Annotated in this window: 16 protein-coding genes and 1 tRNA gene; 14 read left to right on the forward strand and 3 right to left on the reverse strand. The window is 68.7% G+C overall.

Going from position 1 to position 14,567, the window contains the following annotated elements; translation table 11 throughout:
* Position 1: 1 nt before the first annotated feature.
* Both pheA and ACQ86L_RS14155 read left to right on the forward strand, forming a co-directional pair.
* The gene (gene pheA / locus ACQ86L_RS14150; protein ID WP_434315973.1) at positions 2–994 is read left to right on the forward strand and encodes a prephenate dehydratase; all 993 of its coding nucleotides are present in this window, start codon (positions 2–4) and stop codon (positions 992–994) included.
* A 28-nt stretch (positions 995–1,022) separates the two neighbouring features.
* Positions 1,023–1,667, forward strand: a complete 645-nt coding sequence (locus tag ACQ86L_RS14155; RefSeq protein ID WP_434315974.1) for a hypothetical protein — start codon at positions 1,023–1,025, stop codon at positions 1,665–1,667.
* Between the two features lie 16 nt (positions 1,668–1,683).
* Here ACQ86L_RS14155 and ACQ86L_RS14160 read toward each other — a convergent pair whose 3' ends face one another.
* Complete coding sequence (locus tag ACQ86L_RS14160) at positions 1,684–2,670, reverse strand: diacylglycerol/lipid kinase family protein (RefSeq protein WP_434315975.1); 987 nt, start codon at positions 2,668–2,670, stop codon at positions 1,684–1,686.
* A gap of 35 nt (positions 2,671–2,705) precedes the next feature.
* On the opposite strand from ACQ86L_RS14160, the gene serS reads away from it, so the two are divergent.
* The 5 genes from serS (at position 2,706) to ACQ86L_RS14185 (ending at position 7,739) form a co-directional block, all read left to right on the forward strand.
* Positions 2,706–3,971, forward strand: coding sequence for a serine--tRNA ligase (gene serS, locus ACQ86L_RS14165; protein ID WP_434315976.1), 1,266 nt, complete (start codon positions 2,706–2,708; stop codon positions 3,969–3,971).
* Entirely contained in the window at positions 3,968–4,780 is an 813-nt protein-coding gene (locus tag ACQ86L_RS14170; RefSeq protein WP_434315977.1) for an HAD family hydrolase, read from the forward strand. Before serS ends, ACQ86L_RS14170 begins: the two co-directional genes overlap by 4 nt.
* A gap of 124 nt (positions 4,781–4,904) precedes the next feature.
* Positions 4,905–6,182, forward strand: coding sequence for an LCP family protein (locus ACQ86L_RS14175; RefSeq protein WP_434315978.1), 1,278 nt, complete (start codon positions 4,905–4,907; stop codon positions 6,180–6,182).
* A gap of 171 nt (positions 6,183–6,353) precedes the next feature.
* Positions 6,354–7,625: an MFS transporter gene (locus ACQ86L_RS14180; RefSeq protein ID WP_434315979.1), complete on the forward strand. Its 1,272-nt coding sequence runs from the start codon at positions 6,354–6,356 to the stop codon at positions 7,623–7,625.
* 29 nt (positions 7,626–7,654) lie between these two features.
* Positions 7,655–7,739, forward strand: a tRNA-Ser gene (locus ACQ86L_RS14185).
* A gap of 248 nt (positions 7,740–7,987) precedes the next feature.
* Here ACQ86L_RS14185 and ACQ86L_RS14190 read toward each other — a convergent pair.
* Together ACQ86L_RS14190 and ACQ86L_RS14195 are read right to left on the reverse strand one after the other, a co-directional pair.
* On the reverse strand, positions 7,988–9,067 hold the full coding sequence (locus ACQ86L_RS14190) for a tyrosine-type recombinase/integrase (RefSeq protein WP_434315980.1): 1,080 nt from the start codon (positions 9,065–9,067) through the stop codon (positions 7,988–7,990).
* A gap of 20 nt (positions 9,068–9,087) precedes the next feature.
* Positions 9,088–9,561: a hypothetical protein gene (locus ACQ86L_RS14195; protein WP_434315981.1), complete on the reverse strand. Its 474-nt coding sequence runs from the start codon at positions 9,559–9,561 to the stop codon at positions 9,088–9,090.
* A gap of 218 nt (positions 9,562–9,779) precedes the next feature.
* Here ACQ86L_RS14195 and ACQ86L_RS14200 point away from each other — a divergent pair, with 218 nt between their 5' ends.
* From ACQ86L_RS14200 to ACQ86L_RS14230, 7 genes are all read left to right on the forward strand, one after another.
* Positions 9,780–9,977: a helix-turn-helix transcriptional regulator gene (locus ACQ86L_RS14200; protein ID WP_434315982.1), complete on the forward strand. Its 198-nt coding sequence runs from the start codon at positions 9,780–9,782 to the stop codon at positions 9,975–9,977.
* A gap of 528 nt (positions 9,978–10,505) precedes the next feature.
* A complete protein-coding gene (locus ACQ86L_RS14205; RefSeq protein WP_434315983.1) occupies positions 10,506–11,198 on the forward strand; it encodes a hypothetical protein in 693 nt (230 codons plus the stop codon).
* Entirely contained in the window at positions 11,195–12,298 is a 1,104-nt protein-coding gene (locus ACQ86L_RS14210; RefSeq protein ID WP_434315984.1) for a hypothetical protein, read from the forward strand. The genes ACQ86L_RS14205 and ACQ86L_RS14210 overlap by 4 nt, the downstream gene beginning before the upstream one ends.
* A gap of 87 nt (positions 12,299–12,385) precedes the next feature.
* Positions 12,386–13,039 (forward strand): hypothetical protein, encoded by a 654-nt coding sequence (locus ACQ86L_RS14215; protein WP_434315985.1) that lies wholly within the window; start codon positions 12,386–12,388, stop codon positions 13,037–13,039.
* A 5-nt stretch (positions 13,040–13,044) separates the two neighbouring features.
* Positions 13,045–13,200, forward strand: a complete 156-nt coding sequence (locus ACQ86L_RS14220; RefSeq protein WP_434315986.1) for a hypothetical protein — start codon at positions 13,045–13,047, stop codon at positions 13,198–13,200.
* Complete coding sequence (locus ACQ86L_RS14225; RefSeq protein WP_434315987.1) at positions 13,197–13,517, forward strand: hypothetical protein; 321 nt, start codon at positions 13,197–13,199, stop codon at positions 13,515–13,517. Before ACQ86L_RS14220 ends, ACQ86L_RS14225 begins: the two co-directional genes overlap by 4 nt.
* Before the next feature lie 5 nt (positions 13,518–13,522).
* A complete protein-coding gene (locus ACQ86L_RS14230; protein ID WP_434315988.1) occupies positions 13,523–14,566 on the forward strand; it encodes a hypothetical protein in 1,044 nt (347 codons plus the stop codon).
* The last annotated feature ends 1 nt before the right edge of the window (position 14,567 follow it).

Consider the following 14,567-nt stretch of genomic DNA (forward strand, 5'->3'; position numbering starts at 1 on the left):
CATGTCCTCCGCCCCCGCCGACCCCACCGCCGAGCTGACCGCGTCCGTGGACGAGGTCTACAGCTTCCTCGGGCCGTCCGGCACCTTCACCGAGGCCGCGCTCGCGCAGGTCCCGGAGGCGCGCGGCAAGAGCTGGCGGGCCGTCAACAACGTGGGGGAGGCGCTCGCCGACGTGGTGTCCGGGCGCAGCGTCGCCGCGATGATCGCGATCGAGAACTCCATCGAGGGCGGCGTCTCGGTCGCGCAGGACGCGCTGGCGACCGTCCCCGGCCTGCGGATCGTGGGCGAGTACCTCGTGCCGGTCAACTTCGTGCTCGTCGCCCGGCCGGGGACGACGCTGGCCGACGTGCGCACGATCAACGCGCACCCCGTCGCCTACGCGCAGTGCCACCAGTGGCTCGACGCCCACCTCCCCGCGCACGGTCACCTGCCCGCGTCCAGCAACGTCGCCGCCGCGGCCTCCCTGTTCGACGGGAGCACCGCGGACGCCGCCATCGCCCCGCCCGGGATCGTCGACCACCACGACGTGACCGTGCTCGCCGAGAACATCGGCGACAACCCGAACGCCGTGACCCGGTTCGTCCTGGTCAGCACGTCGCGGAGCGTTCCCGCGCCGACCGGGGCCGACAAGACCAGCCTGATCGCCGAGCTGCCGGACGACCGTCCCGGCTCGCTGCTCGACCTCCTGGAGCAGTTCTCCACGCGCGGCATCAACCTGAGCCTCATCGAGTCTCGGCCCATCGGAGACGCCCTCGGCCGCTACCGGTTCGTCATCGACGCGGACGGCCACATCCACGACGAGCGCGTGGCGGACGCCCTGCTCGGCCTCCGCCGGTTCAGCCCGTCCGTGATCTTCCTCGGCTCGTATCCGCGGGCGGACGGGGTGCGCGTCGACTTCGACCAGCGCTACCGCGACGAGGTCTTCACCGAGGCGCGCGCCTGGCTCGGCACGCTGGTGGACGACCACGGTGCCGCTGCGGACGACCGCGGGTAAGCTGCGCACCAGGGAGCGCTCCCATCCGATGCCGCTCCCATCCGATGCGCGGGAGGTCGGGATGATCGTGGACGACGAGCAGAAGGACGCCGCGCGCGGCATCGACCCCCGCTACGACCCGCAGTTCCAGCGCGGCTACCGTCCGCAGCCGGGCGAGCGGGCCAGGACCCGCCTGCGCGCGGCGCCGGCGGTGGCGACGGAGGACGACCGCAGCGACGAGGAGGACCGCGCGCCGGTCGAGGCGGCCGCACTGAGCATCGCGCCGGTGGACGTGCCGCGGGTGACGCCGGCGGCGCAGCCTCCCGCCGAGCCCGGTCCCGACCGCGCCTACACGGCCGTGTCCCCGGCCGTCGGCATCCTGGACCGGCTCGACCTGTCGCCCCGCCGCAATCCGCTGATGCTCGCGCTCTGGCTGGTGTCCGGCGGCTTCGTCGTGCTGGGCATCGTGCTCTACTCGGTCTCGGTGAGCCTTTCCTACACGGGCTCCACACCGTCCACCGACGTCGGTTCGCTCGTCATCTCGCAGCTCGGCTGGATGCTCGCCGGCCCGCTGATCACGGTCGGCCTGCTCACCCTGGTGGCGCTGCTGTTCCTGACGGCGCTGGCCGGGCGCGGGCCGAAGCGGGCACCGTACCCGGAGGGTGACGGCGAGCTGCCGGAGGACGAGCGCTAGGTCGCGCGGCCAGACCTCACCGCGGCACCCGCACCCGCAGCCCCAGCGGGTCGACGGCGATGCCGAGCCGGATGACCTCCCCGAACCCGTCGCCGTCGATCTCGAACGGCTCCGGCACGTCGAGCTCGACCGCCACCGCCGCCCCGCGCAGGTAGCTGAGGCGGGTGCGGATCGCGCGGTCGGTGAAGCGGATGATCCGCCGGCCGAGCGAGCTCCGGCGCAGGACCCGGTTCTCCCAGGTGACCTTGCGCCAGATCGCCAGCCAGCCGAACACCGTCGCGGGCTGCAGGACGGCGATGTCGATCAGGCCGTCGTCCACCTCGCTGTCCGGGATGAGCTGCATGTTGCCGGGGAGGGCGCCGCAGTTCGCGAACAGGATGGTGCTGACGTGCGCGGTGCGCTCCGGCTCGTCGTCGATCCCGAACCGGACCCGGACCTTCCGCGAGCGGGGCCACGACCGGAAGGCCGACTCGACGTAGGCGAGCCAGCCGACCCGGCGCTTGAGCTCGGGGCGCGTGGTCTCGATCATCCGGGCGTCGAAGCCGATGCCGGCCATGACCAGGAAGGCGTGCTCGCTGCTCGTCCCGTCGGGCCGCCCGGCGGTGACGACGCCGAGGTCGATGCGGCGGGTGACGCCGTCGAACGCGACGGCGACGGCCTCCTCCAGCCCGGTGAACGGGACGCCGATGTTGCGGGCGAGGAGGTTGCCGGTTCCGCCGGGGAGCAGGCCGAGCGTCGCGTCCTGGTCGCGCAGCGCCTCCGCGACCGCGCGCACGGTGCCGTCGCCGCCGGCCGCGAGCACGAGGGTGGCGCCGCGTTCGAGCGCCTGCCGGGTCTGGCCCTGGCCGCCGTCCTCCGGCGTCGTCTCCAGCCAGAGCAGCTCGACGTCGCCCGTCTCGGCCGCGCGCGCCTCCACCGCCGCCCGCACCCTCCGCACGTCCACCCGCACGGGGTTGTAGACGACGGCGACCGTCGTGCCGCTCGTCCCCTCCCGATCGTCCACGGGTTCACGCTACTGGACGGCGATAAGCTGGGGCAGTGATCGATCCCGTCCTGCTGCGCGAGAACCCCGATGTCGTCCGTCGTTCCCAGGAGGCCAGGGGCGACTCCGTTCAGCTCGTCGACGAGGCCCTGCAGGCCGACATCGAGCGCCGGGCCGCCATCACCGCGTTCGAGGAGCTGCGCGCCGAGCAGAACGCGTTCGGCAAGCAGGTCGCGCAGGCGCCCAAGGACCAGAAGCAGGCGCTCGTCGCCCAGGCGCAGGCGCTCGCCGGCCGGGTGAAGGAGGCGCAGCAGACCGCCAACACCGCCGAGGCGCACTTCGCCTCGGTGCTGCGGCGCATCGGCAACCCGATCGTGGACGGCGTCCCGAGCGGCGGCGAGGACGACTTCATCGTGCTCAAGGAGGTCGGCGGCGTCCCGGAGTTCGACTTCGAGCCGCGCGACCACCTGGAGCTCGGCGAGCTGCTCGGCGCGATCGACATGGCCCGCGGCGCGAAGGTCGCCGGAGCCCGGTTCTCGTTCCTGCGCGGCATCGGCGCGCGGCTCGAGATCGCCCTCATGAACATGGCGCTCGACAAGGCCGTGACGAACGGCTTCATCCCGATGATCACTCCCACCCTGGTGAAGCCGGAGGTGATGCAGGGCACCGGCTTCCTGGGCTCGCACGCCGACGAGGTCTACCACCTGGCCGACGACGACCTCTACCTCACCGGCACCAGCGAGGTCGCGCTCGCCGGCTACCACTCGGACGAGATCCTCGACGTGACCGAGCCGCTGCGCTACGCCGGCTGGTCCACCTGCTACCGGCGCGAGGCAGGCTCCGCGGGCAAGGACACCCGCGGCATCATCCGCGTGCACCAGTTCAACAAGCTGGAGATGTTCGTCTTCACCCTCCCCGAGAAGGCGGAGGCGGAGCACGCGCGCCTGCTCGCCTGGCAGGAGGAGATGATGCAGGCCCTCGGGCTCAGCTACCGCGTCATCGACACCGCGGCGGGCGACCTCGGCTCCAGCGCCGCGCGCAAGTACGACGTGGAGGCGTGGATCCCGACGCAGGGCCGCTACCGCGAGCTGACGTCGACCTCCAACTGCACCACGTTCCAGGCCCGCCGCCTGGAGATCCGCTACCGCACCGAGTCGGGCAAGACGGCGCCGGTCGCGACGCTGAACGGAACGCTCGCGACGACGCGCTGGCTGGTCGCCATCCTGGAGACGCACCAGCGCGCCGACGGGTCGGTGCTGGTTCCGGAGGCGCTGCGGCCCTACCTGGGCGGCCTCGACGTCCTGGAGCCGATCGCGCAGTGAGCACCGTGGCCGGGAGCGACCGCCTGCTGATCGCGCTCGACGTGGACGGCACCCTCATCCACGAGGACGAGTCCGTCGGCGACGCCGTGCTGGCGGCCGTCACGCGGGTCCGGGAGGCCGGGCACGAGGTGATGCTGGCCACCGGCCGCAGCTGGGAGACCGCGCGGCCGATCCACGAGAAGTTCGGCCTGACCAGCCGGTTCGTGGTGTGCGCCAACGGCGCGCTGACCATGATGCGCGATGAAACCGTCGAAGGCGGTTATCGCCGCGAGTTCATCGAGACCTTCGACCCGACCGAGGTGCTGCGCACCATCCGGCCGCACCTGCCCTCCGGCAGCTTCATGGTCGAGGACCCGACCGGCTTCCGCCGCTACACGGAGGGCATGACCGACTGGGAGCTGGTGAACGCCGAGCAGGTCGAGTTCGACGAGCTCACCGAGCATCCCGCGACCCGCGTCGTCGTGGTGTCGCCGCAGCACGACGAGGAGGAGTTCCTCGCGATCGTGGAGCGGATGGGCCTCCAGCGGGTGAGCTACTCCATCGGCTGGACCGCGTGGCTCGACATCTCGCCGGACGGCGTGAACAAGGCGACGGCGATGGAGCGGGTGCGGCACGCGCTCGACATCCCGGCTGCCCGGCTGGTGGCCGTCGGCGACGGGCGCAACGACCTGGAACTGCTGGAGTGGGCCGCGGCGGAGGGCCGCGGCGCCGCGATGGGGCAGGCGCCGGACGAGGTCAAGGCCATCGCGTCGGAGGTCACCGGGACCGTGGCGGACGACGGCCTCGCGGCGGTGCTCGACTCGCTCTGAACAGGGATCTCCTCCTGAACTGGGGTTTTCTCGTCCAGATCATTGCCAGCCGGCTGTGTCAGACTTGTGGATGGTGTGTGCCTTCTCAGGCGCCGCCTCGACGACGTCCGACGAGAGGGAGTGAATGAACGAGACGCCCACGCGCGCCCAGGCGCGAGCGCAGGAGAAGTCGGCCGGCCCCACGGTGGCCCGGCACGGACGCCTCAAGCGGCATCACCCGTTCAAGACCGTCGCCGCCCTCCTCGTGGGCCTGCTCGCCGTCGTCGGCATCAGCACCGCCGGCGTCGCGGCCTACGCGACGTACGACGTTGCCACCAGCCTGAAGCCGGCGGTCAAGCTCGTGGACGCGAAGGGCAAGGTCGTCACTCCCGGCATCGGCGCGATGGACGGCGCGTTCAACGTCCTCCTCGCCGGCTCCGACTCCGGCGGCGGCAACAAGGCCTACGGCGACCGCGGCGAGAACCTCAACGACGTCACGATGCTGCTGCACGTGTCGGCCGACCACAAGAACGCGACCGTCGTCAGCTTCCCGCGCGACATGTACGTGCCGATCCCGTCGTGCCCGGACGGCAAGGGCGGCAGCTTCGACGCGATGAGCCGCCAGAAGATCAACAACTCGCTGAGCTACGGCGGCCTGGCCTGCACGGTGCTCACGGTCGAGAAGCTGACCGGGCTCGACATCCCCTACGCCGGCGTCATCCAGTTCGACGGCGTGATCGAGATGTCCAACGCGGTCGGCGGCGTGAACGTCTGCGTCGCAGGCGACATCAAGGACCCGTACACCGGCCTCGACGTGAAGGCCGGCCAGAACACCCTCCAGGGGACCCAGGCGCTGGCGTTCCTCCGCACCCGCCACGGCGTGGGCGACGGTTCGGACCTCGGCCGGATCAGCAACCAGCAGGTGTTCCTGTCCTCGCTGGTCCGCACCATCAAGAGCGCCGACACGCTCGCCAACCCGGTGAAGGTGTACGCGCTGGCCAAGGCCGCGACGAGCAACATCTCGCTGTCGGAGAGCCTCAACAACCCGACGACCATCGCCTCGATGGCGATGGCGCTGAAGAACATCGACGTCTCGAAGGTCGTGTTCGTGCAGTACCCGAACCACTACGAGGGCGACGGCGTGGCCCCGACCAAGGACGCCGCGAGCACTCTGATGACGGCGCTCCAGGACGACAAGCCGGTCACCCTGACCGGTGACACCGGCGTCGGCTCGGAGGCGGCGCCCGGCGCGACGCAGGCCCCGGCGGCGCCCTCCGCCCCGGCCACCCAGGCTCCCGCGGCCCCGGCTCCGACCGACACGTCGAGCGCGGCCCCGGGCGACGGCTCGTCCGTCCAGCTCCCGTCCGACGTGCACGGCCAGACGGCCGCGCAGGTCACCTGTTCGAAGCCGTTCCAGGACTGACGGCTCGGTGCGCCTGGCGGGAATGAACCGCCGTGGTGCACACTTGAATGCAGTGGAGGTCGTCCCTCCACTCACAGTTCCATCGTGTAACTACCTCGCGCCGGCTCGCCCGGCGGACCAAGGCGGCACTTGAAGCCCGCGGTCCGCCGCGGTGAAGACAGAAGGCCAGGCATGACACGATCCGACACGACCCGCGCGGGCGTGACCCACGACCCGGAGCGCCCGACCACGCTGGTCCGCGCCGCCGGGTTCTCCTACTTCCCGGTCGCGCTGCTGGCGCGGCTCCCGTACGCCATGATGGTCGTCGGCGTGCTGACCCTCGTCGTCTCGGCGCGCGGCGAGCTGTCGCTCGGCGGCCTGACCTCCGCGATGGTCGGCCTCGGCACCGCGATCTTCGGCCCGCTCATCGGCGCCGCCGCCGACCGCATCGGCCAGCGCGGCGTCGTGCTCGCCGCCGGCATCGCGAACAGCGTCGTGCTGCTGGCCATGGCGTGGGTCGTCTTCAGCCCGGCGCCCGACGCGCTCGTGCTGCTGGTCGCGTTCCTGATCGGCGCCACCGCCCCGCAGGTGTCCCCGATGTCGCGCAGCCGGCTGGTCGGCATCATCGCGAGCCGCCTCCCCGGCGACCGGCACGCCGCCGTCCTCAACGGGACGATGGCGTACGAGTCCGCAGCGGACGAGGTCGTGTTCGTCTTCGGCCCGTTCATCGTCGGCCTCCTGGCGACCACGCTGAACCCGGCCGCCCCGATCATCGGCGCCGCCGTGCTCACCGTGCTCTTCGTGACCGCGTTCGCCCTGCACCGCACCGGCGGCGTGCGGCCGACCGAGGCGGACGGCCTCCCGGTGCGCCAGGCGCCGGCCCGCGAGCTGTTCCGTCCCGGCCTGATCGCGGTCACGGTCGGCGTGCTCGGGATGGGCCTGTTCTTCGGCTCGATGCTCACCGCGCTGACGTCGTTCCTGTCGGACTTCGGCCACCCGGAGCAGGCGGGCCTGGTCTACGGCGTGATGGGCGTCGGCTCGGCCGCGCTCGCGCTCGGGGTCGCCTGGTTCCCGCTCCGGTTCGCGCTGCGCTGGCGCTGGCTGACGTTCGCCGGCATCCTGGCGCTGTCGACGGCCGCCCTCCCGTTCGCGACGACGGTCCCCGGGATGGTCCTGGTGCTGCTCGTCGCCGGATTCGGCGTGGGCCCCACGCTGGTGACGCAGTACAGCTTCGGCGCCGAGCGCAGCCCGATCGGCCGCTCGGCGACGGTGATGACGATCCTCGGCTCGGCCGTGATCGTCGGCCAGTCGGCGTCGTCGGCGCTGGTGGGCGCGCTAGCGCAGAGCGCGGGCACGCACGCGGCGATGTTCGCCCCGGTCGTGTCGGCCCTGATCGTGCTGGCCGCGGGCGTGGCGAACGTGTTCCTCACCGGCCGACGGCCGTCGCCCACCCGCGTTCGCTAGAATCGGGCGACGCCGGTCCGCCGGCGCCGGGAGGGCTGTCCGAGCGGCCGATGGAGCCAGTCTTGAAAACTGGTGGGCAGAAATGTCTCGTGGGTTCGAATCCCACGCCCTCCGCACCTCCTTTGGCCCCTGGATGCCAGTGTTTTACTGGCATCCAGGGGTCTTGCTACTTGGCGAAAAGGTCGTTTTGCGCACAATTTGCGCACAATTGAGTGAGCGGGAAGTCGGTCAAGTCCGTTCAAACAGGGTCATCGAAGCGCCAGAACTAGCCTGCGGACGGCTCCAGAGCCTCCAACATCTCGCTAGGTGTCCTCGCTGGCGGAAGCCGGTTTGGTACAAGCCGGTCCCGATTACCCCGCTGCTCAGGCGACGGACCTCTTCATGGCCGCGTCGAGTGCGTCTGCGACCGCATCCAGGTCGTCATCGAAGAGGTCCGCGTAGACGTCGAGGGTCATCGCTGCAGAGGCGTGTCCAAGCATTCGCTGGACGGCCTTCACGTTTGCGCCGGCGCTCACTGCCAGACTGGCTGCCGTATGGCGAAGATCGTGCACGGTCATCGGCTCAACTCCTGCGCTCACGAGTGCGGCCTTGAACCACGTTCGTTCGCCGCGTGTCGCTCGCTTGAGGTGCTCTCCGAACCGTCCGGCGAATAGGAGGTCGTTCGGCTGCTTTCCGTTTACGGCAGTCGCGAGGGCCTCGGTGAGGAATGCCGGGAAGGCGACGGAGCGTCGCTTATGGGACTTGGGTGTGCCGACGATCGTCACGCTTCCGACCTCGACGGCGTTCTCCGAAACTACGATCCGCCTACGCTTCAGGTCGACATCGCGAACTCGAAGTGCGGTGACCTCGCCCCATCTGAGTCCTGTGTAGGCCAGCACAAGCACCAGGGACTCGTGTTTGCCGCTGGCCTTTGCGAGGTCGTGTACTTGCTGATGGCTCAGGTAGCGGTGAGCGCGCGCAACCTTGCGGGGGAGTCGGGCACCGCGGGCGACGTTGTTCGGAATTCGACGGTCGCGTACTGCGACGTCCAGAATGCCGGCGAGCACGCCGTAAGCGCGTAGGACGGTGGTTGCGGAGCGACCAGCGGTCATCGAGGTGATCCACGTCTGGACTTCCGAATGCCGGATGTCGCCGACTGCCACGTTGCCCCAGCGGGGTCGAACTTGGAGGCGCCAGGCGATCTCGAGCGGGCGGAGTGACGACGGTTTCAGATGTGTCTGATTTGCGAGCCATTCGACGCCGAGGGCGTCGATCGTCGCCCTCGCCGCACTGGCGTCGATGTATTCGCCTCGAGCTTTGCTCGTCTCGACCGACGCAAGATAGAGCTCGGCGTCGCGCTTCGTCTTGAAGCCTCGCTTCGCCGCCTGCCTCCGCTCGGGAGTGCGATAGCGAACAACGTAGCGCTTCCCCTTGGCGCTCTCATACGGCTCAATGCTGCCCATCAGGCCACCTCCCATGCTCGCTAAGACGCGCCGACGGATCCTCCCGAGATGCCCGCACTGGCGAGCAGTTCCGCGACGCGCCCGACCTCCTGAGTGAGTCTCCCGATACGCTCTCGAACCTCATCGTTGCTCCCGGCGAAATCCGGATCACCGGACGCGGATTGCACGCCAAGGACTACCTCGAGGCGCTCAAGCTCGCGCCTCAGCGTTCCCAGCTCTCGAAGCGAGTTGAGCACGTCGATATCGCCACGCTCGGCCGCGAGGCGCGGACGATACGAACTCAGGGGAGTAGCAGAAAGCCAGCAATCGAACTCGGCTGCCGTCATCCCGTCGAACTGCCCACTGAGGTTCGGCAGGTCGAGTTCCGCTTCAGGGCTGGCTATAGGTGCAAGCAACATACTCACCGGCACGCCAAGACCGCGAGCGATGTTCAGGAGTTGACTGATGCTGAGGTCAGCCTTCCGGCCGGACTCGATGTTCTCCAGGACCGCCATCGTGACATTGTCGGCAGGAATCGCGTCAGCAAGCTCCCGGGTCGTGCGATAACCGCGTTCCCGCCGTGCGAGCTTGATTCGGGCTCCGACGCTTGATTCAGATCGAAAGTCTGCCATTTCGACAGAATAGCGCGTCTCCTGTTGTCAAACCACTCGATTCGCGCTATTGTCGTGTCAACAGAGCAAGGACTCCTAGGTTGTCGAACGGAGGAATTGAGATGACGGGAGAGTACATCCAGCCCGAGGACGTGGCCGAACTCACGGGCATGAGCCTCAAGGCTCTGGGCTACCTGCGCTGGCATGGCGGTGGTCCGAAGTTCTACAAGCCGACGCCGCGCACCATCCTGTACAAGCGAGCGGAGGTGTTGGCATGGCTGGAGGCGAGCGCCCTGACGCAGACCGGGGTGCCGGCGTAGGCGACCCCACCGCGGCTCCGTTGGGCGTCATTGCGGACTTCGTGGACGGCTATCTATTGCCGGTTGATCCGATGGATGACCTGCACTGCGAGAGCTGTCAGTAGAACAGCTCGTTCACGTCGGCGTGGCCGCTGTGGACTACCCCTGTTCGGGGGTAGCGTGCGGCACCAGATGGAGCGGCTGATTCTTACCCTGATTGCCGGAGCTCCTGGCTTGCGATTCGAGTCAGGGCGGCGGTGACGCATCGTGGCTGAAACTCCCGAACTTCAGAGTCGAAGTCGCCACTCAACCATCGAACCCGGGCGCGCCGCCCCGAAGCCCACACCTCCGGCGCAGCTCGGAACACCCCACCTTCCTTCCCCACGAGGGCTCCCGCGCGCCCACGCGTGCTGAAGCAGCGCATCTCTGACGAGCCGACCCGGCTCGAACCCGGCCCTTCGCAATAGCCACCTCCCATGCAAGGAAGGTTGTGATCTCGTGGCTGGAGGAACCCAAGTTCGCCCGCGGACGGATGCTGTTCTCACGGAGTTGCTCCGTGAAGTCGACACGTTGCGGCCGTACGTCCGCTTTCAACTGCGCGGCTGGCCGAATGAGGTCGAGGCTGTTCTTCAGGTCATCCGCGAAACGGTCTGGCGCCGAAGCTATGTGTACGACCCAGAGCGCGGTTCGCCACACGCATTCGTGTTCGGCATCACCCGCCGCGTCGTGCTCCGAGAGATCGAGCGCAAGCATGTGCCGATCGACGGCATTCCGGAAGACGTCGAGTCACGCACGGATATCGACCCACTTGACGCGCTGATCCGTCGCTTCGACGCGCATCGGTGGATGGTGCTGGTCGCCGACTTCGTCGGCCCATCTGACTGGCATGTGATGAGCGATCTCAGCCTCGCCAACGGCGACGCAGACCGTGTTGCCGACGCCCATCAGCTGTCCAAACGCGGTCTCCGATCGGTCCATGACCGGGTGTGCCAGACCGCCCGAACCGTGCTCGCCGCCCTGGCCGCCGCGGACGCCGGACTACCGCTGACCGGGTCGGTGATCGTCTCCTGCGTCCCCGAGGTCGGCGGCTTTCGGGAGGTCGCGGAGATGATCGGCGACGACGCCAACACCATCGCCGCGACCCTGCACATCCACCCCGGCTCCGCACGAGCACGGATCGCGACCGCGAAACGGTTGCTGATGATCGCCCGCGTCGTCCTCGAGCAGGAGGTCGCGGCATGATCGGCGCGGGCGCGGCGGCAGCTCACGCGGTGTCGCATCCCAAGACGACACGGAACCTGCTGATCATCGCCGCCGTCATCGTCCTCGTCATTCCCATCGCGCTCGTTGCCGTGCCCGTGACCTTGGTCATCGCGATGGGTGCCAACGGATTCGGCGGTGGCGGTGGAGTGTGCGGTGGATCTGCACCTTCGGTGGAGGCGGGCACCACCGTCGACGGCTACGGGCCGGACCAGTTGAAGATTGCGGCGACGATCATCACGGTCGGGCAGCAGATGAGCGTTCCCCCACGCGGGCAGACCCTCGCACTGATGGTGGCGATCGGTGAGTCTGGCCTCCGCAACCTGGACCACGGCGACGCGGTCGACAACACCACGATCGGTGTCTTCCAGCAAGGTGCCGGTTACGGCACACCCGCGCAGAGGATGGATCCGGCGACCGCGGCCTCCGCGTTCTACATACGAATGCTGCACGTCCAGGACTGGCAGACTCTCGCGCCAACCCTCGTGGCGCACGCGGTGCAGATCAACGCGGACCCGAACCACTACGCCCCGTTCTGGACCCCCGCGGAGCAGGTCCTCGCAGCCTTGACCGGAGCAAGTGCGGGGGCCTGCCAGGTGCCGGCGGACGCGCGCGCGGCCGCCACGGTCCTGGTCGGTGCGATCCAGGCGAAGAAGCTGAACTTCCTGGAGCCGCGGTATCAGGAGCAGGTCGTCAACATGGCGAACGGGACCGCAACACCGGACTGCACGATCGACGCGCACGTGCTGCAACTGATCGTCGTCGCCGTCCAGGCCTTCCAGCAGGTCGGGGTCAGCGACCTCAACCGGCGCTGCACCGGCATGACTCCGGGCGCCGGTACCGCCTCCGCGCACTGGAAGGGCAAGGCCGTCGACTTCTACGCGCTGAACCGGCAGTCGCTCACCGGAGCGGATGCCCTCTCGGTCCAGCTCATCCATGTCCTCGATCCGTACGCCCCGCACGGGTCAGCAGTCGGCCAAAGCGACTGCCGCGCCCGCGCCCATGTGTCGCTCGGTGTGCTGTTGAACTTCACCGGCGTCTTTCCCGATACCTGCAACCACCAGCACATTCAGGTGCCCTGAGAAACGAATTTCTGAAATGCGCGCCAAAACCCGCCCCCAACCGGAAGTTCTAAGTGAAGGGCGCATACGAAACCGAGGTGAACCACGATGAATAAGAAGCTGATCGCACTCGCTGCCCTCCTGCCGTGCCTGGCTCTCGTCGGCTGCGCCGCCGCCGCCCCTGTTCGGAACCCCTCGTTCTCGACGGTCGCGCCGGCCAAGCCGTCGCCGACGCCGTCGAACGATGCAACGCCGGCAGCGGACGGGATCGTCGACTCCGTCTACGTCGAGGTCTTCCCTGGCGGCACGTTCAAGTCGAAGCAGGGCTGCCGTTGCACTCTCCCGAACTCGGCGCAGGAGCTCTTCCCGGCCGGGACTCCCGTGACCTTCATGAAGGTGACCATGATCGGCGAGTGGAAGCCCTCGCAGGGGGCTCAGGCCTACCAGGACGTCACCGGCACGACGCTCAAAGGGACCCAATTCGACGGCCGGCCGGAACCGGCGGTCCTGGACACCGCCGACGGACCTGCTGTCGCGAAGGGCGCACGCCTGCCGTGGCTTCCGCAGGGTTTGTTCGGGTCGCCCCGCGACTGGACCATCCCGAACAACAAGGAGCGGTCCTTCGGCGCCGCCTGGTATCTCCCCGCCGGCGTCGACCGGCTGGTCCTCACGGTCGACATTCCCTCCGAGGGCAAGCCACTTCAGCTGGTCGTCCCGCTGCCCACCTCAGCGACGAGCGCCGCAAACGCGAGCGGGGAGTGACGGTCATGGATCTCCTCCTGAACCTGCTCGGCCTCCTCGGCCTCATCTGCGTCGTCCTGCTCGGCATCGCCGCCTCCGGCTACCTCGCCGCTCGGCGGATGAGCGAGACGAATGAACCTGAATCATCGACCGACCCCACGGAAAGGAACCAAGAATCATGAACGCACTCAACGAAGCCCTCGTCACCGTCCACTCCCGAATCGCCGTGGCCGGGGTCCCGAACCCCAGCCCGGACTTCTCCGGTCCCGGCGTCGGAGCGTTGCAGGCGATCGCCAACGTCGTCTTCGCGATCGTGCTCATCCTCGCCATCATCGGCGGGCTGATCGCCGCCGGGTTCATCGTCGTCGGCCACATCTCCAGCAACGGCCGGGTGCAGAAGGCCGGCATCATCGGCTTGCTCAGCTGCGTCGCCGGCGTCGCGGTCGCCGGCAGCATCGCGGGGCTCATCAACTGGGGCCAGTCGCTGCACGTGGCGTGACCATCATGATCATCCTCACCGCTGCCGCCCCGCCGGACCCGTTCGCACCGAACTACGGCTGCTTCCTCTCCGACTTCGGCTGCCAAGCCTCCCAAACCCTCGCGCAGTTCATGGGATCGACGATCAAGAACCTCGGCGACTTCATCGCCACCATGATCGCCGGATCCTTCAACACGAACATCGATCAGGGCAGCTGGAACATCGCCCACTCGCAGTTCCTGTTCTGGATCGCCGTAACCGCACCCGTCATCCTGATCATCGCCCTCGTGCAGATCGGCATCGCGATGATCCTCCAGGACTGGTCACGCATCGGCCGGACCGCAGCCGGCGCCGCGTTGGCCATCCCGTTCAGCGGGATCTGCGTGTGGGGGATGCAAAAGGCTTCCGGGATCACCGACGACATCACCAGCAGCCTCACCACCGCCGCCCAAGGCGGCAACCTCGGCGACGGGCTGCTGCGAGTGATCGGCCTGCTCGACCTACCCAACCGGACCTCCAACGCCGTCATGCACAGCTCCAAGTTCACCCAAGACGGCGTCATCTTCACGATGGCCGCCCAGGGCGCGCACGGTCCCGACGCTGTCGGCGAATACGTCATCGCGTTGATGGTCGTGGGGCTGATGATGATCGCCTCGCTCTTCCTGTTCATCGCCATGTCCATCCGCGAATTCGGGCTCCTCGCTCTCGCGGCGATGGCACCGGTCGGTTTGATGATGATCGGGCAACCCAAGCTCACCGCCTGGGCGCAACGGTGGATGAACCTCTCCGTCGGCCTCCTCATCGCCAAACCACTCGCCGCCGGGGTCGTGCTCCTCGCGGTCGAGTTGACCAAGACGAGCCTGAGCATAGGCGTGATCCTGGTGGCCGCTGGCGCGGTGATCGCCGCCGCCTTCAGCCCCTTGTGGGCGACCAAGCTCGTCTCCTTCGCGGGAGCTGAGGTCGGCACCGCCCTCCATCACCGCTTCTCGGTCCGCGACCAGTTCTCGCGCGCCAGCACCGCTTCCGCACCCGTCCGTACCGCGGCACGGGTCATCAAGGTTGGGAGATAAC

The sequence above is a fragment of the Leifsonia sp. P73 genome, from assembly GCF_051059105.1.
Classification (GTDB): Bacteria; Actinomycetota; Actinomycetes; order Actinomycetales; family Microbacteriaceae; genus Leifsonia.